Source organism: Sedimentibacter sp. B4, assembly GCF_000309315.1.
Classification (GTDB): Bacteria; Bacillota; Clostridia; order Tissierellales; family Sedimentibacteraceae; genus Sedimentibacter; species Sedimentibacter saalensis.
The window spans coordinates 1-19,801 of record NZ_CANG01000002.1 but is presented as its reverse complement, the minus strand read 5'-3'; the positions used below and the strand labels follow the sequence as shown (position 1 = coordinate 19,801).

Below are 19,801 nucleotides of genomic sequence, written 5' to 3'. Positions count from 1 at the left end.
TAATGAAATATTATTTTGCATTAAAGCAAAAAAAATATATAATGTTAGTGGGATAACATATCCCGGTATCATCATGAGATAGTCGAAATTTAACAGTAACTTTAAATCAGGAGGTCTTTATGGCAGAATTTTTAAGCGACATTGAAATTGCACAACAGGCGAAAATGGAAGTTATCAACAACATTGCGGACAAAATAGAAATACCGGACCAATATGTTGAAAATTATGGTAAATATAAGGCTAAAATTGATTACAGATATCTGCAGAACGAATTAAAAGATAACGATGAAGCTAAACTCATACTCGTGACAGCAATCAACCCTACTCCGGCAGGGGAAGGCAAGACAACCACAACCATCGGACTTGGAGATTCCCTTTCAAGCCTTGGTAAAAAAACAATAATCGCTCTTCGAGAACCATCCCTTGGACCTGTATTTGGAGTAAAGGGCGGTGCAGCTGGAGGAGGATACGCACAGGTTGTTCCCATGGAAGACATAAATCTTCACTTTACAGGAGATTTTCATGCCATAGGAGCTGCTAACAATCTTCTGGCAGCCATGATTGACAATCACATACACCAGGGCAACGAGCTTGACATAGACACAAGAAGAATTGTGTGGAGAAGAGCTGTTGACATGAATGACAGACAGCTGAGACACATAGTTGACGGCCTTGGAGGAAAGACAGAGGGAGTAACAAGGGAAGACGGCTTCGACATAACAGTTGCTTCAGAGGTAATGGCTGTATTCTGTCTGTCAAATGACATAATTGAATTAAAGGAAAAATTATCACATATAATAGTAGCATACAACAGAAAGGGAGAACCTGTAACTGCTGGTCAACTGAAGGCTCATGGAGCAATGGCTGCTTTGCTTAAGGATGCCCTTAAACCAAATCTTGTACAAACATTGGAAGGAACTCCTGCATTCATACACGGAGGACCATTTGCAAACATTGCTCATGGCTGTAATTCAGTTATTGCAACAAGGATGGCAAGCAAGATTGCTGAATACACTGTTACTGAAGCAGGATTTGGCGCAGACCTGGGAGCTGAAAAGTTCATAGACATAAAATGCAGGACAACAGGCTTAAGACCAAGTGCTGTAGTAATAGTTGCAACAGTAAAAGCACTTAAGTACAACGGTGGAGTTGCCAAGGCAGACCTTGGAGCCGAAAACCTTGAAGCTCTTGAAAAAGGACTTCCAAACTTATTAAAGCATGTCGAAAACATAACTCAGGTGTTTAAACTTCCTGCAGTTGTTGCCATAAACAAATTCCCTACAGATACTGAGGCTGAACTGAATCTCATAAAGGACAGGTGCAGGGAGCTTGGAGTAAATGTTGCCTTGTCTGAAGTGTGGGGCAAGGGAAGTCAAGGTGGAAGGGAACTTGCAGAAGAAGTTTTAAGGCTTTCAGAAAAAGAAAGCTGCGTTGAATTTGCATATGAACTGGATATTCCAATAAAAGATAAAATAAAAGCTATTGCAACAAAGTTGTACGGTGCAGAAGGGGTTGAATTTTCTCCAAAGGCAAGCAAGGAAATTGCCAACTTTGAAAAGCTTGGTTTTGGAAATCTGCCAATATGCATGGCTAAGAACCAGTACTCTCTTACAGATGATCCTAAAGTTCTTGGAAGACCAACAGGATTTAAAATTACTATCAGAGACATTACCATATCAGCAGGAGCAGGATTTTTAGTGGCTCTTACAGGAGACATTATGAAAATGCCTGGGCTTCCAAAGGTGCCTGCTGCAGAAAATATAGATGTTGATGTTGATGGAAAAATAAAAGGGCTGTTCTAAGCAGCAGCATTTGTTCAGTGTCATTTTGAAGCGCAGCCGAAGAATCTAATGTTTTTCAATAAACAAGATCCTTCGCTGCCTCATGATGACAGTAATACTTTTTAAGGGCCTCATATTTTGAAATATTTTTGGAATATTATATTCAATACAAAGGGGTGGTTAGGTGAGCAATGTTTGTTTATCGCCAAAGGAAACTTCAGATGCTCTAATAAATTCATCAACAGTAAAAGCCTCGTATACTCCAGGAAAACGAATGCTTTTAAGTGTTGCAGCTGGATTTTATATTGCATTGGGAGGGCATGGTTTCATTGTTGCATATGAAAGCTTGTTTTTAAGAGCAGCAGTCTTCCCTGTGGGACTCATGCTTATTGTATTGGTGGGAGGGGAACTTTTCACAGGAAATTGTCTCATGACATTTGGATTTTTGAATAAATCAATCAGTTTAAAAGATTTTATAAAAACCCTTGTGCAGGTGTGGATTGGAAACTTCGCAGGTGCTCTCCTGGCAGTGGCAATACTGTACTTAGGTGGAGCATATGCTAAACCCATTCTTGCAGAAACAATTGCTCAGGTTGCAAATGCAAAGGTGTCACTTTCATTTTTGCAGGTGGTCATGAGAGGAATATTGTGCAACATTCTTGTGTCCCTTGGTGTGTGGTTTTCACTGACGGCAAGGGATACTGCAGGAAAACTTCTTGGATGCTGGTTTCCTGTAATGCTTTTTGTTCTATGCGGTTATGAGCATTCTGTGGCAAACATGTTTTTTCTACCCATGGGGATGCTGTTTAATTCTTCTGTGACAGCTACATTAGTTTTAAAGAATATAATAGCAGCAACCATTGGTAATTTCATAGGCGGAGGCATAATGGTTCCTGCTCTTTATTATAAATGCTACTATAAATAATAATAAAAAAGCATTAAGCTAAAATAAAGCTTAATGCTTTTTTACTATTTAATTCTATTTGTTCTTGTCCTTCGAAACAGTTACAATTAGTACACCGGCCAAAATTAAAATGCAGGCAGCAACATTTCTCAAAGTGGAAGGTTCTCCTAAAAAGATTATTCCAAGCAAAATACTTGTAATTGGTTCAAACATCCCTAAAATTGATGTAACTGTTGGACCAACATTTTTTACAGCTATTGGAATGAATGTGTTTGCAAGGAATGAAACGAAAAATGCCACCAGGAATGTGAAAAACCATCCTGTTGCAGTCATTTTGAAAACCAACGTGCCGCTTATCATTCCAAATACAAACAAATAAACCGATGAAAATATAGCAGCATAAAATGTTATTTTAAAAGGATACATCTTGTTCAGTCCGCTTTTATCAATGAACAACAGATGAGCAGCATAAACAACTCCTGACAACAACGCCAGGGATATACCCTTGAGGCTGAAGTTTCCTTCCAAAAACATTAAAATTCCCACTGTTGAAAGAACAAGTGCGATTATTGTTTCCTTATTTATTTTTTCCTTGAAAATAAATACACAGGCAACAGTTACAAGCACCGGATATATGTAATGAATTGTGGTGCTCATGCCTACAGATATGTAGTTGTATGAAGCGTAAAGCGTGAGAGCTGTAAGGGTTGAACCCATTGATCCTAATATTGCAAGTTTTTTTAGTTCACTTTTGTCAGCCAAAACCGGAACCTTATTATATTTAAGTATTGCAAAAAGAAGAGGTATTGAAAGGAAGTTTCTGTAAAATGTCAAAGACATAGAATTACTTCCTTCCAGATAAGTCAATTTTCCAAGAACAGGGGTGAAACCATAAATAAAAGCTGCCAAAATAGCAAAGATCAGACCCTTTGTCTTATTCATAATATTCCCCCTTGCTACGGCTATTTACCGCAGCATTTTTTGTATTTTTTTCCTGATCCGCATGGGCATGGATCATTTCTTCCTACTTTGTCACCTTTTACAACTATTTGTGAACGGTTGTAATCTTTTTTGATTTGTTTTCTTTTTTCTTCATCAAAAATGTTGTTCCATTCTTCCATGCCGTAAAGCCATTCTGCTTTTGAATCATGCATGTTCCAGAGAAGTTTTTCAAAATCGAATTCGGCTTTTATCTGAGTGTCTTCTTCCAGATTTTCAAGTTCCAATGTTTCTTTCAAACTTGTGTTTCCGCCGTCTAAAAATCCTATAAATTCCATAGCAGTCATGTTGTTTTTTTCTGCCAGTTCCTTAATTGTACCTTCCAGCACAGGATTTTTTGTCTGAAGAATATTTTTGTAGCATTCAGTTTCTTTTGTCATATATTCATTAAAAAAAGCCTGATATTCTTCTTGTGTTGTTATTCCTTTTAATGTTTCTGTCCATTCTGTATATAAACTCATAATTTCCTCCAAGGGTTATTTTACTATCTAATTCTAACAGAAAAAAAATAAATTTCAAGGAAAATTGATTTAATTAATAAAAAAGAGCCCGAAGGCTCTTGAATTTATTTTTCTTTTAGCAAGTCTCTGATTTCCATTAAAATCTCTTCTTGAGTAGGTCCTTTAGGTGCTGCAGGTGCAGGAGCTTCCTGCTTTATCAATTTGTCCTTTGATTTGTTTATCAGCTTCACAAACAGGAAAATTGATGCAGCCACTATTAAAAAATCTACAACATTTTGTATGAAATTGCCGTAAAGTATAGCAGCTTCAGCCTTTACTACGGTTTCTCCATCCATGACCGCAGGGCTCATGACGTACTTCATGGTCTTGAAATCCATGCCTGCCATTAAATATCCAAGTACAGGCATTATGAGGTCGTTTACTACTGAGGTAACTATTTTGCCGAAGGCTCCACCCATTATAACACCCACTGCCATATCCAAAACATTTCCTTTGAATGCAAACTTTTTAAATTCTTTCCACATGGTTCCTCCTAGACATTTATCAATATTGTAATATCGATTATTTACAATAATAACACTTTATTGGTTAGTATGTCAATTTTTATATGAGGTTCCTCCATCAGTTATGCCAAGTTCAAAGGTGTCATCATAAGTGATATATCTCACATTGTTTTCTATTACAGTATTTTCTTCTGCTCCCTTGAAAACAACAAACACCTGATTGTTTTTAGACGACTTCTCAAGAATTGCTTTTAAAACCTCGACTTCACGCTGATCGTTTATTTTGTCAAGACTGCTGTTCAGAGAAAGAACAAGCACTTTGTCCTGGTAGTTTTCAAAGCTTTTTATGTTGTTCCACATTGTGGTGTTGTTGGCACTCATGGTTCCATTTGAAACAATGCCGTCAAAGTATATGATGCTTCCTGACTTTGAGCCTGATAATTCAGTTTTTTCAGGAGTTATTAAAAGCTTTTCAGTGAAGTTTTTTATTGAAGAAATCTTTATTGAATCAATAAACTGTGTTTCTTCTCTGAGTCCTAAAGCTTTGTCCTTAGGCTCATACATTATTCTCAGGTTGTCAATGTAAATGGTTCCGGAATCTTTTCTTGTTTCATTGATTTCTGCCAGATAAATATTTTTTAATGTGACAGGATATGCTGTTCCCTGAGGAATGAAGGCTTCAACCCACTTCCAGCCTGTAAAGTTCACTTCATCTTCAAAAGTTATCTTAATTTCATTACCGTAGGCATCTGTTATTCTTGTTCTTAACCAGTGATTCTTGCCATCACCGTAAACCCACATTCCAATGGCCTTTGGCTTGTCTTCAAGTTTAATTCCTTGGCCGTTGTCTCCGAATTCTATGAATGCAATGCTTTGATCAGTCATTTTCGTAAAGTCATAATCAAGCTTCAATGCATTTGAGCCTTCTTTTACAATTTCATCAGTGATGGAGATTTTGCCATCAGAACCTTCGGGATACAAGTTAAGCTTCAAACCATCCAAATTTTCAAATCTGTTAAGGGTCTGGAACCTATATCCAACCTTTACTATTATGTTCTTCACTGCATTACCGAACGTTGCAGTGATGGCACCGGTGTTGCTTGTTTCTCCTGCAGTGAAAATTCCGTCAGTTACTTTTCCAACCTTGTTCCTGTATGAATATGAAAGGTATTTTGAAGGAATGTATGCTGTTTTTCCATCTTTGTCGATTCCCAGAGCATTGCCAAGGTTGTAAGTGTCTCCATGGGACATAACCAGAGTTTCTGCATCAAACTCCAATGCTACAGGACTATCAAGCACTTCAATATCAATGCTTCCTGATGCATCTCCTACTGTTGCAGTTATTGTTACATTTCCTGACTTGCTGGGGTAAAATATGTTGTTAACTACCTTGCCTGAATTTGAAGGTTTTATAGTGTAATCCACTTCATTTGCTTTTACATCCACAGGCGTAAAGTATTCATTGTAAAACTTAAGTTCAAGTGCGGCTTCAGTGTTGTTAAAAACTGCCTTATCTGCTGTTATTTCAATTTTGCTCGCTTTGTCGCTGTCAGGAGAATTATTGAAAACTCCAACACCGGAAGCAATATTTCTTTCTCTTCCGTCAGAAGGAATGTTTACCACTGTTACATTGGAGTTTTTAAGGAAATCAACTCCCATTGTTGTTGATCCGCCCCCGTCCATGTTGACTGCAGTGTATGCACCAAGGTCTATCATTATCTGGGCTAGTTCTGTTTGTTTTACTCCAACGTAATTTTTGTTTCTTCCGTCAATTGTAACCATTATCATTTCTGTGTTGTCTTTGTTAAATCCAATGGCAGTTCTTGGATTTGTTCCAAGAGCTTCATTACTTGCTACATTGAACTGTCCGTCCTTTACCAGGTAATTGAGGGCTCCGAAAGCCCATTCTACATTTTCTGGGCTGAAGTCAAGCTCTATGTCAAGAGACACAGGATTGCCCGGCTGGAATGATTTTAGCATTTGTTCCATTGCAGTTTGATTAGAACTTGCTATTATATATCCGTCTGCTGGAATCAATGTTGAAGGCTGGTTCTTTCTCACTTCAGAAACTGTGCCTTCCTTTACAACAACTTCAACAATGTCCTTGTTTGTGTATCCTGGTGAAGTTTTATTCCAGTCTGTTGTAAGAATTGTAGGAGCCCAATCCAGAGATGAAGTCTTGTTCATTACTGTTACATCAAAGACTGAGCCGTCTGAGCCGTAAAGGGTAATCTTGGGGTTCCATACGGATATGTTAACAGAACCGTTCAGCAACCTTGATACAGTAGGATAACCGTAACTGTAAGGAAGAGGTGACGTTACTATTTTACTGTCAGAAATAAGAGGACCATATGTGTATGTAGGGCTTCCCATGTAGAAGAAGTCTCCGTTTACTGCTGCAACAGCCCCTGATGATTTCATCATGGAGCTTAAGGAGGCCCTGTTAGATACTCCATTTGCATTAGTTATAGGGTCAACAGTTGTGTATTTATCTGTCAAATCAGCTCTTATTACATTGATGTTCATCCACCCCAGAGAAGTGTACCTTTCTATACTTTCATATGTAATGCCCGTGGAGAGCCTTGTTTGTTCTGTTAAGTCGTATACTGTGTAAAAACTGCTGGCATACGCGTTAGATGCCATCAATAGAGCAATGGCTGCTGAAACAGCCGCGATCTTTTTAATAATCATTGTATCATTCCCTTCAATTTTATATTCCATTATACCACATTTAAATAACAATTTAACACCTAAATTTCCCCAAGTGTTAGCAGTTTATAGAAATGCAGATAATATTTAAGACGTATAGAGAATAAAAAAGTTCCATTGCTGTATTTTAAAAAGCTCTGCTAAGATCAATTTTGAAATAAATGTAATAAATGAAATCCATCTGGGAAATATAAGAATAGCAGATTATTAAAATTTCAAGTAGTAGAAACAATATAATATTGTAATTTAAATGATTTTTCAAGAGAAAAATTTTACAATAATATTGTTGACATTAAAAAAACTATATGCTATTATTGAACAAACTCCTTATCAAGAGTGGTGGAGGGACGAGGCCCTATGAAACCCGGCAGCCTGATTATTCAAGGTGCCAAATCCCGCGGATTTCCGATAGATGAGGTTATACCAGGACTGCGACCTCTTCTTTGGAAGAGTTTTTTTATGTATGTAATTCATATAAGAAAGGAATAAAAGATGAAGAAATGGTTATTTACATCTGAATCAGTTACAGAAGGTCACCCAGATAAAATGTGCGACCAGATTTCAGATGGCATCTTAGATGCAATTATGGAACAAGATCCTAATGGAAGAGTTGCCTGTGAAACAGTTACTAAAACAGGTTTCGTGCTAGTGGCAGGAGAAATAAGCACAAACTGCTACATTGACATTCCAAAGATAGTTAGACAGACAGTGCAAAACATAGGATATGACAACGCAGAATACGGATTCGACTACAAGACATGCGCCGTATTTACATCAATAGAAGAACAGTCACAAGACATAGCAATGGGCGTTAATGAAGCTGACGAATACAAGAAGGCTCATGTTGACACAAATGACATGATAGGCGCCGGAGACCAGGGTATGATGTTTGGATTTGCATGCAATGAAACTCCTGAACTTATGCCTATGCCAATATCACTGGCACACAAACTTTCACTGAAGCTGTCTGAAGTGAGAAAGAACAAGACTGTTCCATACTTAAGACCTGACGGAAAAACTCAGGTAACAATCGAATATCACGACAATAAGCCTGTAAGAGTTGACACCATAGTTATTTCAACTCAGCACAATCCTGAAGCTGACAGAGAAACAATTCAAAAAGACCTTATGGAACATGTTATCAAGACAACTGTTCCTGCAGAACTTCTTGATGAAAATACAAAATATTTTGTAAATCCAACAGGTAGATTCGTTATTGGAGGACCTCAGGGAGACTCAGGACTCACTGGAAGAAAAATTATAGTTGACACATATGGCGGATACTCAAGACACGGCGGCGGAGCATTCTCCGGAAAAGATCCAACAAAGGTTGACCGTTCAGCAGCATATGCAGCAAGACACATTGCAAAGAACATTGTTGCAGCAGGACTTGCAGAGAAGTGCGAAGTTGAGCTTGCTTATGCCATAGGAGTTGCTAAGCCGGTTTCAATAATGGTTGAAACTTTCGGAACAAACAAAATTGCCGATGAAAAAATTGAACAGGCAGTTGCAGAAAACTTTGACTTAAGACCAGCAGCAATCATTGAAAACTTCAAGCTGAGAAGACCTATTTATCAGCAGGTTGCAGCATATGGCCACTTCGGAAGAAACGACCTGGATCTTCCTTGGGAAAAAACAGACAAGGTTGAAGCATTGAAAAAATATTTATAATAAACCTTAGGGTAATATACAAAAAAGCAGAGTATAACTCTCAGACCATTGACAAACTCAGACGCTGTCATCCTGAACGATAGTGAAGGATCTCATCTTTATTGAAACATGAGATTCTTACGTGTCGCCTTAGGAATGACAACGTCAAAAGTTACTTTGTCATCAACTGAGAATATGACTCTGTTTTTTTATGCTCTTGACATGAAAGTATGTTTGGAAGTAAAATTCTAGAGATACTGGACAAAGCTAATTACATTAATAGAGAAGAGGTAGTAATGGAAACAGTTAATGATTTTTCAAAAGGAAGTGTTGCAAAACATATTATGGACATGGCAATCCCAATGATTTTGGCGCAGCTTGTCAATGTTCTTTACAATATAGTAGACCGCATCTACATAAGCAGGATGCCGGGAGATGCCTTTACGGCACTTACCGGTGTTGGAGTAAGTCTTCCAATAATATCAATTGTAATGGCATTTGCTAATCTTTTTGGAATGGGAGGGGCACCTCTTTGTTCAATAGAAAGAGGCCGGGGCAACATAGATGAAGCAGAAAAGATTATGGGAAATTCTTTTGCTATGCTTGCAGCAAGCGGCATTATTCTCACTGTAGTAGGACTTATAATAAAAAAGCCGGTACTTTATATGTTTGGAGCAAGTAATGCAACATATGCATATGCTGATGAATACATAACGATTTATCTGCTGGGAAATATTTTTGTGATGATAAGTTTGGGAATGAACAATTTCATCAATTCACAGGGATTCGGCAGAGTTGCAATGATGACTGTAATCATGGGTGCTGTTGCAAACATAGTGCTTGACCCCATATTTATATTTGCCCTGGACATGGGAGTGAAAGGAGCAGCACTTGCCACCATAATATCTCAATTGTTGTCAGCAGTGTGGGTGCTTAAGTTTCTTACAGGTTACACAGCAATTTTAAGGCTCAAGAAAAACAGCCTTCATCTTAAGAAAGAAAGAATAAAAAGAATCATTGGTCTTGGAACATCAGGATTTGTAATGCAGATTACAAACTCTATAATACAAATAGCCAGCAATGCCACTCTTCAGGTATACGGAGGAGACCTGTATGTTGGTATAATGACAGTCATAAATTCAGTGCGGGAAATATTTTCAATGCCGGTAATGGGTCTTGCAAGCGGCGCACAGCCTGTTATGGGCTACAACTACGGCGCAGGAAAATATGACAGGGTGAAAAGTTGCATAAAGTTTACAGCCATTTCAGCAGTGCTGTACAACACGTTTATATGGGGGTTGATTCAGTTTTTCCCCGGGTTTTTCATCAAAATATTCAACAGCGATGCTGAAGTTTTAACCGCAGGAATTCCAATGCTGAGATTGTTCTTCGCATGCTTTTTTACCATGGCCCTTCAGTCTGCAGGACAGTCAGTGTTCGTTGCCCTAGGCAAGTCAAAATTCGCCATATTCTTTTCAATATTCAGGAAGGTTGTGCTTGTTTTGCCTATGGTAATAATACTTCCGAGATTATGGAACCTGGGAATATCGGGTGTATTTTTGTCCGAACCTGTTTCTGAGGTAGTAGGAGGCTTTGCCTGCTTCGGCACAATGCTTTTAACCGTATGGAAGAGTTTAAAAGAAGAAAATCCTGCATAACATTGCATTTGTAGAAACTTTATATGCGAACTTGTATGAAGCATAAGGGAGAAAAACATGTTTAAAAGAAGTTTGGGAACACTTCTTCCCATAAGCAGTCTGCCTTCAAAATACGGCATTGGAACGCTGGGAAGAGAAGCATATAATTTCATTGATTTTCTTGAAAAATCGGGACAGAAATACTGGCAGGTTCTGCCCCTGGGACCTGTTTCCTATGGTGATTCGCCATATTCATCATTTTCATCCTTTGCAGGAAACCCATGCCTCATAGATCTTGAAGTATTCATAAAGGAAGGGTTTGTTGAGGAAGATGACTTAAGGGATTTAGCATCTCAAGACATTGAACATGTAGACTATGAAAAGCAGTTTAACAAAAGATATGATGTATTAAGAATGATATATGAGAACACAAAGACAGCCTACAGGGATAAAATCCGCAATTTTAAAAGGAAGAACAAATGGGCAGAAGACTATGGTTTGTTTATGTTCCTTAAATACAAAAATAATCAGCTTCCATGGTATGAATGGGACAGGGATTTGGCCGGCCGGAAGATAGAAAAAATTGAAGGTGCAAAGACTGCGTTTTGGGAGGAAATTGAATACTGGATATTCCTTCAGCTTATTTTTTACGACCAGTATTTTCTTTTGAAAAGATATGCTTCGGAAAAGGGGATTTCCATAATAGGTGATATTCCTATTTACGCAGCAATGGACAGCGCAGACGTATGGTGCAATCCTCACAATTTCATGCTTGATGAAAATTTCATACCGATTTTGGCTGCCGGAGTTCCTCCAGACAGTTTTTCTGCCAAGGGACAGCTTTGGGGAAATCCTGTCTACAACTGGGAAAATTTAAGGAAAACAAATTACAGCTGGTGGATTGATAGAATAAAGTTTTCCTTAAAGCTGTATGATGCAGTGAGAATTGACCATTTCAGGGGATTTGATGAATTTTACGCAGTTCCTTGGGGGTCTATAGATGCTGTAAACGGAAAATGGATGAAAGCAGATGGAAAAGAGCTGTTCAAAGTTTTAATTGAACAGTTTGGAAATATAAATATTATTGCCGAGGACCTTGGAATAATCACAGAAAGTGTTATTAAGCTTAAGGAGCACACATTATTTCCGGGCATGAAGGTTCTCCAGTTTGCCTTTGACAAAAATCCATTGAATCCATACCTTCCTGAAAACTACGAAAAAAATTGTGTAGCCTATACAGGCACCCACGACAATGACACATTGAAGGGATGGTTTGAAAAGCTTGATGAAAGCTCAAAGGATTATGTGATAAAGAGTCTTGGAATTAATGGAGATGAATTTACAGACACAAATACGCTTATATATGAAATAATAGATATTCTTAGTCAAAGCATGGCAAATCTCTGTATTGTGCCTCTGCAGGATTTTCTTTGCCTTGGATCAGAAGCAAGGATGAACACTCCATCAACGTTGGGAAACAACTGGACTTGGAGAGTAAAAAAAGAATTGCTTACAGATGATCTTGCCGAAAAAATAAAAACAATAGCTGTAAAAACCGTAAGATATGAAACAGCCTGCATCACATAATAAGGTGCAGGCTGTTATTGCGGGATAACTGGAAGCTGCAATGTAAATACTGTTCCTTTTCCAATATTACTTTTTACTGCTATTTTACCATTGTGCTGCTGAATGATTTCCTGAGCTATGGCTAAACCAAGTCCTGATGACTGATGTTTATCTTTTCCGCTTACGCGATAGTAACGGTCAAATATTTTATCCAGGTCTTCAGGTAAAATACCAACGCCCGTATCAGTTACTGATATGAATGCCATATTGTCAAGGGATTTAAGTTCAACACATACAGAACCACCAGGTCTTGTATAATATATGGCATTTGTAATAAGGTTTTGAAATGCCTGTTCAAGCCTGAACTCATCGCCCCAGGTTATACAGTCATCAATAATGATATATTTAAGAGCAACATCTTTTTTTTCACTCACAACAAGACATGCTTTTGTAACCTTGGAGACTAAGCTGCCCAATGGAACACGCTCTGTTTCAAGGATAACCTGTCTGTCTTCAAGCTTTGCCATTAAAAACAAATCATCCACCAGGTGTTGTGTAAAGTCAAGTCTTTCTTCCATTACTGGAAGCTCATGAGGAAGTTGATGAGGGAATGATTTGATCCTTTCCGTACATCCCCTTAAAACAAAAAGTGGAGTTCGCAAATCATGAAACACATTCATCATAAATGTGTTTTTTTGTCTCTGCTGATTTTTCAAGGCGCTGGTTCGCTCCAGTACCTTTGTTTCCAGTTCTTGATTTGTCTGCTCCAATTTTTCTGCAAGTGCTTCAGATTCGGAAAACTTTTCAGCAAACAAACTGTTTATCAACAACATACAGCATACTGCAAAGGGAAGATTAAACAACTTCGAATATCTCATAACTCTTAGGAGATAACTGATTTGGTTCTTCATAACAGGAGAAACGGTTATCACAAGCCGCATGCCAAGACTTATTGTTTGCCCCGCAAGAAGCATATACGCACCTTTTCGGTGTTGTGCGCAGGCATATATAAGTGCTGCAATTGAAAAAAAGAATAGGAAATAATAATCTCTGAATGTCTTGGGTAAGAATGTTTCAACCACCGCCCAGGCAAGAAGCAGAAAAATGACGCCACTTCGGCTTAACAACCGGTCAAAGTGGCCTGGAAGTTTTGTATTGAACATCTTGCAGCTAATGATTATGTCAAGTAGTGCACACCAGCCATATGCATGAGAAACCAAGGGCTTAATAAAATCCCAACCTGCTCCCAAAGCCAGTGAACCGAGGCTCCATAGAGTAAGTGCTCCTGTATATATGGAGAACCATAATAAATATTTTTCGGTTCGTTTATTAAAATAAAGAGACCATCCATAAAGTGACATTAAAAATGTCATTCCAAGATTGAATGCAAATGTCATGTAGTAGGTAGAAAGCGCATGGGCAGCACCATTTGCTGTGGTGATGTACACAGACTGATTGTAAGGGTTCTCCTTGCTGTCAAATTCCAAATTTAAAGTGTTTGTTTCCTTGTTGTACAAGCTTGAATCAATTGTAACACTTGAAAAATTTGACAAGTTAAAATTAGCGGAATGTGCTACGACTTTTCCGTTTGCATATATGTCTTCAGGAATAAACCCGTATATCAGTGATAATGGTTGATTAATATCTTCAACAACAATATCAAAATAGTATTTTCTTGTTATTGAATCCCATCTGTAACCTGACAATGAATACATAGTATTTTCGTTGGCAGGTGAAAATACTTGTCCACTTTTAAGCGTGCTAAAACTGTCATTAATTATGACACAAAGTGAAAATGTTATTATAATCATAAAAAGGAATACAGCAACAGTCTTTATATAGTTTCTTTTCATTTTAACCTCTTCTTTATGATTAAATGTTATACTATTAACATAATTACTGTCAAGCCATATTTAAAAGAGGTGTTGCAATTATAAGCTGCTTAAGATATATTATTTTTAAGACAACATATTTGTAATTATTTAAACAAAGAGGTGAATTTTGTGACACGTGTTCTTTTGATTGAGGATGATGCCCTGGTAGCAAAGGTAATTTTTTACTATTTGGAACAAGCAGAAACATATCAGATTGTATGGGCCAAAACCGGCGGAGAGGCTTTTGCAAATGCAAGAGATAACTTTGATGTCATATTGCTTGATATACTATTGCCTGATGTTGACGGAGTGGACCTTTGCGCACGCTTGAGAGAGTGGCATGACTGCCCCATAATATTTATATCATGCCTTGACAGCAGCGATACAATTGTTCGTGCCTTGGAACAAGGAGGGGATGATTTTTTAGTAAAGCCCTTTGACAACAAGGTGCTGGAAGCCCGAATCCAGGCAAATCTTCGACGTTACAACAAGAATATGCAGCCAACTCAGAACATTTTGGAATGTCAGGGATTTACTCTGGATGCAAGACGTCATGTAGTTGTAAAGGCGGAAGGCGAAAAAAAGCTGTCTGGTACGGAGTTCAAAATTCTCTCCTTTTTAATGCAAAATAAGGGCAAATACTTCACTCCAAAGGAAATTTATCTTAAAATCTGGGGTGAAAAGAGTTATGGCGATACTAGGACTGTAATAGTCCATATACATAACATTCGTGAAAAAATTGAAGACGATCCCGAAAACCCGAGGTTTTTAAAAATGGAGTGGGGCAAAGGATATTACTTTGATTTATCCGGAAAACCAATAAAACTTAGCCAGACTAATTAAGGCACTGTTAATTTATTTTTTATAAATATTAACGTTTCTTAATCACTTGAAACTTTTTTAACGAGTTTCAAGTGATTTTTTTATTAAAAATAAAAATAAAATAGTCAGAGGGAACCTGATTGTGAAAAATATATTAAATGCAGCAATAATTATTAATAACTGTTTAACCACCTTTAATTGAAAAACATGTTATTATTTACACAAATGATTTTGGCATTGCTGAAGATCAAAATTAAGGGAGGAAGATATATATGAAAGTAAAAGGCTTTAGTGGAAAGACAAAAAAATTTATTTCTATGTTTTTATGCATTTGCATGATAGTTTCTGTTGTTGGCTGTGCCAAGCAAACAGAAGCACCAGTTAATGAAGAAAAACCAGCAGAACTGATTAATGGCAGTTTTGAGGGTACTGCCGGAGGTATGCAGGGACCAATAACTGTAAGCATTACTGTTAAAGACAGTAAAATTACAGACATTGAATTTAAAGAAAACAAGGAAACTCCAAATGTTTCAGTAGTAGCATTTGAGCGCATACCGAAACAGATAATCGAAAATCAAAGCTTGTCTGTAGACACTGTAACAGGTGCGACTTTGTCCAGTTTTGGTATTATAAATGCAGTTGCTGATGCAGCAAAAGCAGCAGGACTTGATGTAGAGGCTTTAAAGGCAAACAAGGTTGCAGCAGCACCAAAAGATCCACAGACATGGGATACTGATGTTCTTGTAATGGGAGGAGGAGGAGCTGGTCTCACTGCAGCTATAAGCGCCGCAGAACAAGGAGCCAAAGTTATCCTTATTGAAAAAGGTTCTGTACTTGGCGGAAATACAATGATGGCAGGGGCAGCTTACAATGCTGTTGACACAGAAGCTCAAAGTGTAATGATATTGTCTAAGGCACAAAAAGCCACATTAGATGGTTATCTGAAACTTGATCCTGCTGATTCAAAGCTTAAGTTTGATGTGTATCCTGAGTGGAAAGAAGTTTTGACAGAACTGAAAGCTGATATCAATGCATTTTATGCAGCAAATGCAGGTAAAGAAGCAGGAGTCGACATGCCAGGATTTGACTCTGTTGCATTGCATATGTGGCATATTTATACTGGAGGACTCAGACAATTATCTGATGGAAATTGGATAGCTCCAAAAGTTGATCTTGCAAGAGAATTAGCCGAAAGTGCACTTGATTCTTTTGTATGGATGGGAAGTGTTGGTCTTAATTCTTCATATGGCAAGACAGCTCAATATGGCAAAGCTCCTGGTACTGGAACTGTTCTCGGAGCTATGTGGCCTAGAACACACAGTTTCATGTCTGGAGCTGATCGTATTCCACAGCTTGTAAAGGTTGCTAAGGAAAAGGGTGTTGCTATATATACAGAAACCAGCGGTACTGAACTTTTAACAGATGCATCAGGCAAGGTAATCGGTGCAAAGGCTGAACAGGCAGACGGTACTCAGATTACAGTAAATACAACAAAAGGTGTAGTTCTTGCAACAGGTGGATACTGCGCAAATCCTGCAATGGTTAAGCAGTATGACAAATATTGGGGTGATGACCTTTCAGACAGAACTTTATCAACTAACCTGGGAACTAATGAAGGCGATGGTATAGTAATGGCACAGGCAATCGGTGCTGATTTAACAGGAATGGAAGTTGCACAGATGATGCCTTCTTCATCACCTGTTAAAGGAACCATGACTGACGGTATCTGGGCAGATGCAGCAGAACAGATTTGGATTGACGGAAATGGTAAGAGATTTGTAAATGAATATGCAGAGCGTGATGTTCTTGCAAAAGCTTCATTGGCACTTAAAGATAAAATTTTCTATATAGTTTATGCAGGCAGAGGAAATGTTGGAAATCCAAATGAACTTATAAAGGGTACTGAATATGATGAACGTATTGCAGCCATGGTTGAAGGCGGACACATTTGGTATGGAAAAAATCTTGCCGAATTGGCAGAAGCCACAAAATCACCGGCAGCAGGCGTAGCACCTGCATTTACAGAAGAACAGCTTCGTGAAACTATTGAAAAATACAACAGTTACGTAGCAGCTCAAAAAGATGATGAATTTGGCAAAGAAGTATTATCTGGAGCAATTGATCTTGATTATATTGAATCTCATGATGAGGTGGGAATTTGCATAAGCCCAAGAAAAGCTTCACTTCATCACACAATGGGCGGTGTTGTCATAGATACAGAAACTCATGTTATAGATAAAGATGGAAAAATTATTCCTGGGTTATGGGCAGCCGGAGAAGTTACCGGAGGAATCCATGGAGGAAACAGACTTGGAGGAAATGCCATAGCTGATATATTCACATTCGGACGTATTGCAGGATTAAACGCTGCAAGCGGAAATTAACGAAAACTCCCGATAAATTAAATCACAAAAAACTGCCTCAGCAATTAATTTGCTTAGGCAGTTTTTTTAAGGATTAAAATGCCGGTGTGCTGAAACTTTATGTTTAATAATTTATAGTTCTTAAAATCAGGTATTCATTGCTTTTAATGTTAAAACTGCTCCTTGTTTCCTTCGTGCCGTATTCCTCCATGTTTTCTTTTAAATTTAAAGTCACAGTGTTGGATGAAATATTAATTGCAATTATTAAGCGTGTTTCATCATTAAACCTTTCAAATACATACATTCCTTTATCATGAACAAGGCATCTGTACTTTCCCTGAGCAAAAACAGATGAGCTTTTTCTTAATTTTCCAATGAATTTGTAATGACTTAATATTTCTTTGTTTTCTTCCCCCCAGGGATAGCATCTTCTGTTGAAGGGATCTGTCCACCCCTGCATTCCTACTTCGTCTCCGTAATAAATGCACGGAATGCCTGGCAGTGTCATCTGCAGCAGTGTTGCAATTTTAAGGAGCTTTATTCCCTCTGTCAGTTCATTGGCTGTAAGTGTAGCTTCTGCCATTTCTGTCTTGCTTTCTGGAACAGAGCTGCTGCCAATGACCGTGAGGATTCTTGCTGTGTCGTGTGTTCCTAAAATATTCATGAGGCAGTGTACAGACTGAGGAGGATACTTTTCAATAATTATGTTCATTGTCTGGTAAATTTCACTGCAATCTTTTGTTTGGATGAAGTCTATAATGGCATTTCTCAATGGATAGTTCGTTACAGAATCAAGTTGTTTTCCCAGGAAATACTGCTTCAGATGTCCATAGGAAAATTTGTCTGATGCATCTTCCCAAACTTCTCCCACTATGTAGGCATTTTTGTCTTTTTCCTTAACACATTTTCTTAAACTTTCTAAAAAACTGTCGGGAAGTTCGTCTGCCACGTCAAGGCGCCAACCCTTTATCCCGCAGTCTTGCCAGTGATTTAAAACTCCATTTTCTCCTGTGATGAAGTCAATGTAATGGTTGTTTTCCTTGTTTACTGCAGGAAGCGTCTTGATATTCCACCAGCACACGTAATCTTCATTCCAGCTGTTGAACATGTACCAGCCGTAGTAAGGAGATGATTTGCTCTGGTATGCACCAATGAATTTGTAACGTCCCATTTTGTTGAAGTAAATGCTGTCTGAGCCTGTGTGGCTGAATACCCCGTCAAGAATGACGTTAATTCCCAATATGGAAGCTTCTGCGCAAAGTTTTTTTAGGGATTCTTCATTTCCAAACATGGGATCAATGTTTAGATAATCTCCTGTGTCGTACTTGTGGTTTGAATGGGCTTCAAAGACAGGAGAAACATAAATAGCCGTCACACCAAGGTCCTTAAGGTAAGGGAGTTTTTTCTTTATACCATCAAGATTTCCGCCGAAAAAGTCATTGTTTTTTATTTCTCCTTTTTCATCAGGCAAGTACCGGGGAGTTCCTCCCCAGTCATTTCTTACGTCTATGTCATCATTTTTCATGAGGGCCATGTCTTTATAAAACCTATCCACAAAAATATGATATATTATTCCACCCTTAATCCAGTCAGGAGTTGCGAAATCATCATATACAAGCAGCTGGTAAGAATTTGATTTGTTTTCCCCCGTGACAAATGAGTAATAATAATTTCCTGCCTCTTCCACAGTGAAGACAGCACGGTACAAATCATGGCAATTTTTAGCACCTGCCCATTCCATGGAAATTATTTTGTGCGTTTCAACCGCATAATCCAGCCTTTTTTCTATTAGAACTTCTGGATGCATAGGGAAATTTCGCTTCACATAAATCTTAAGCGAAATTTCATCACCTGTCTTGATCCCTCCTTGAGGAAATCTGAAAAATTCAGACTGACTGTCAAATATAAACATATATTATCCTTTATAAATGTTGTTAGATTACTTATTATTTGTTAACAGGAGTCAATCCCCATATTTTCTCGGTATATTCCCTGACTGTCCTGTCTGAGGAAAATATTCCTGCTGATCCAATGTTCATTAGGGACATTTGATTCCATTTCATTTTATCGCTGTAGTAAAGGTGCGATGCTTTCCTGTGAATTTCCATGTAGGAGTCAAAATCAGCAAAACACATGTATGGATCTCCCACAGCAGATCCTCCTAAGAGATATTTGGAAATGGACTCAAAGGATTTTCCGTTTATGCCTTTATTTAAAAAATCTATTATTTTTCGAAGCTTCAGGTTTTTCTGATAATACTGTATGGAAGAATAGCCATGGTTCCAGATGCTTTCCACCTCGTGGTCACGAAGACCGAAAAGAAAGAAGTTTTCCTCTCCAACTTCACTAATTATTTCAACATTGGCACCGTCGTATGTTCCGATTGTAAGAGCACCGTTGATCATGAACTTCATGTTTCCTGTTCCGCTTGCTTCCTTGCCTGCCAGGGATATCTGCTCACTTATTTCACCTGCAGGGATTATGAGCTCAGCAAGGCTCACAGAATAATTTTCTATGAAAACAACATTGATG

14 protein-coding genes and 1 riboswitch are annotated in these 19,801 nt (G+C 38.1%); of the genes, 7 read left to right on the top strand and 7 right to left on the bottom strand.

What is annotated here, in order from left to right:
• Window positions 1–119: 119 nt before the first annotated feature.
• Together BN358_RS00075 and BN358_RS00070 are read left to right on the top strand one after the other, a co-directional pair.
• Entirely contained in the window at window positions 120–1,802 is a 1,683-nt protein-coding gene (locus BN358_RS00075) for a formate--tetrahydrofolate ligase (protein WP_019227287.1), read from the top strand.
• Window positions 1,803–1,965: 163 nt separating this feature from the next.
• Window positions 1,966–2,706 (top strand): formate/nitrite transporter family protein, encoded by a 741-nt coding sequence (locus tag BN358_RS00070; protein ID WP_019227286.1) that lies wholly within the window; start codon window positions 1,966–1,968, stop codon window positions 2,704–2,706.
• Window positions 2,707–2,760: 54 nt separating this feature from the next.
• Here the strand turns inward: BN358_RS00070 and BN358_RS00065 are convergent, their stop codons facing one another.
• The 4 genes from BN358_RS00065 to BN358_RS00050 form a co-directional block, all read right to left on the bottom strand.
• Entirely contained in the window at window positions 2,761–3,627 is an 867-nt protein-coding gene (locus BN358_RS00065) for a DMT family transporter (protein ID WP_019227285.1), read from the bottom strand.
• 20 nt (window positions 3,628–3,647) lie between these two features.
• Window positions 3,648–4,145, bottom strand: coding sequence for an SEC-C metal-binding domain-containing protein (locus tag BN358_RS00060; protein WP_019227284.1), 498 nt, complete (start codon window positions 4,143–4,145; stop codon window positions 3,648–3,650).
• A gap of 104 nt (window positions 4,146–4,249) precedes the next feature.
• Entirely contained in the window at window positions 4,250–4,669 is a 420-nt protein-coding gene (gene mscL, locus BN358_RS00055) for a large-conductance mechanosensitive channel protein MscL (protein WP_019227283.1), read from the bottom strand.
• Between the two features lie 72 nt (window positions 4,670–4,741).
• Window positions 4,742–7,369: a phosphodiester glycosidase family protein gene (locus BN358_RS00050; protein WP_019227282.1), complete on the bottom strand. Its 2,628-nt coding sequence runs from the start codon at window positions 7,367–7,369 to the stop codon at window positions 4,742–4,744.
• Window positions 7,370–7,681: 312 nt separating this feature from the next.
• Window positions 7,682–7,776, top strand: a riboswitch (SAM riboswitch).
• 73 nt (window positions 7,777–7,849) lie between these two features.
• Here BN358_RS00050 and metK point away from each other — a divergent pair.
• From metK to malQ, 3 genes are all read left to right on the top strand, one after another.
• Complete coding sequence (gene metK / locus BN358_RS00045; protein WP_019227280.1) at window positions 7,850–9,028, top strand: methionine adenosyltransferase; 1,179 nt, start codon at window positions 7,850–7,852, stop codon at window positions 9,026–9,028.
• Window positions 9,029–9,303: 275 nt separating this feature from the next.
• Window positions 9,304–10,665, top strand: a complete 1,362-nt coding sequence (locus tag BN358_RS00040; RefSeq protein ID WP_019227279.1) for an MATE family efflux transporter — start codon at window positions 9,304–9,306, stop codon at window positions 10,663–10,665.
• 57 nt (window positions 10,666–10,722) lie between these two features.
• Window positions 10,723–12,231: a 4-alpha-glucanotransferase gene (gene malQ / locus BN358_RS00035; protein WP_019227278.1), complete on the top strand. Its 1,509-nt coding sequence runs from the start codon at window positions 10,723–10,725 to the stop codon at window positions 12,229–12,231.
• 14 nt (window positions 12,232–12,245) lie between these two features.
• Here the strand turns inward: malQ and BN358_RS00030 are convergent, their stop codons facing one another.
• On the bottom strand, window positions 12,246–14,063 hold the full coding sequence (locus BN358_RS00030; protein ID WP_019227277.1) for a cell wall metabolism sensor histidine kinase WalK: 1,818 nt from the start codon (window positions 14,061–14,063) through the stop codon (window positions 12,246–12,248).
• 150 nt (window positions 14,064–14,213) lie between these two features.
• Between BN358_RS00030 and BN358_RS00025 the strand changes: the two genes are divergently transcribed.
• Window positions 14,214–14,927 carry a response regulator transcription factor gene (locus tag BN358_RS00025; RefSeq protein WP_019227276.1) on the top strand — a complete coding sequence of 238 codons (714 nt, stop codon included), beginning with the start codon at window positions 14,214–14,216 and terminating at the stop codon, window positions 14,925–14,927.
• A 251-nt stretch (window positions 14,928–15,178) separates the two neighbouring features.
• Window positions 15,179–17,290, top strand: a complete 2,112-nt coding sequence (locus BN358_RS00020) for an FAD-dependent oxidoreductase (protein ID WP_019227275.1) — start codon at window positions 15,179–15,181, stop codon at window positions 17,288–17,290.
• 103 nt (window positions 17,291–17,393) lie between these two features.
• On the opposite strand, the gene BN358_RS00015 is transcribed toward BN358_RS00020, so the two are convergent.
• Window positions 17,394–19,181, bottom strand: coding sequence for a glycoside hydrolase family 13 protein (locus BN358_RS00015; protein WP_019227274.1), 1,788 nt, complete (start codon window positions 19,179–19,181; stop codon window positions 17,394–17,396).
• Between the two features lie 34 nt (window positions 19,182–19,215).
• Window positions 19,216–19,801, bottom strand: a 586-nt coding sequence (locus BN358_RS00010) for a glycogen/starch/alpha-glucan phosphorylase (RefSeq protein WP_040581775.1), incomplete at its 5' end; no start/stop codon positions are given.

What these genes read in the sequence shown, in the direction of transcription:
- BN358_RS00065 (WP_019227285.1), bottom strand. Translation starts at nt 3,627, where the DNA reads ATGAATAAGACAAAGGGTCTGATCTTTGCTATTTTGGCAGCTTTTATT.
- metK (WP_019227280.1), top strand. Translation starts at nt 7,850, where the DNA reads ATGAAGAAATGGTTATTTACATCTGAATCAGTTACAGAAGGTCACCCA.
- mscL (WP_019227283.1), bottom strand. Translation starts at nt 4,669, where the DNA reads ATGTGGAAAGAATTTAAAAAGTTTGCATTCAAAGGAAATGTTTTGGAT.
- BN358_RS00030 (WP_019227277.1), bottom strand. Translation starts at nt 14,063, where the DNA reads ATGAAAAGAAACTATATAAAGACTGTTGCTGTATTCCTTTTTATGATT.
- BN358_RS00050 (WP_019227282.1), bottom strand. Translation starts at nt 7,369, where the DNA reads ATGGAATATAAAATTGAAGGGAATGATACAATGATTATTAAAAAGATC.
- BN358_RS00020 (WP_019227275.1), top strand. Translation starts at nt 15,179, where the DNA reads ATGAAAGTAAAAGGCTTTAGTGGAAAGACAAAAAAATTTATTTCTATG.
- malQ (WP_019227278.1), top strand. Translation starts at nt 10,723, where the DNA reads ATGTTTAAAAGAAGTTTGGGAACACTTCTTCCCATAAGCAGTCTGCCT.
- BN358_RS00060 (WP_019227284.1), bottom strand. Translation starts at nt 4,145, where the DNA reads ATGAGTTTATATACAGAATGGACAGAAACATTAAAAGGAATAACAACA.
- BN358_RS00075 (WP_019227287.1), top strand. Translation starts at nt 120, where the DNA reads ATGGCAGAATTTTTAAGCGACATTGAAATTGCACAACAGGCGAAAATG.
- BN358_RS00015 (WP_019227274.1), bottom strand. Translation starts at nt 19,181, where the DNA reads ATGTTTATATTTGACAGTCAGTCTGAATTTTTCAGATTTCCTCAAGGA.
- BN358_RS00040 (WP_019227279.1), top strand. Translation starts at nt 9,304, where the DNA reads ATGGAAACAGTTAATGATTTTTCAAAAGGAAGTGTTGCAAAACATATT.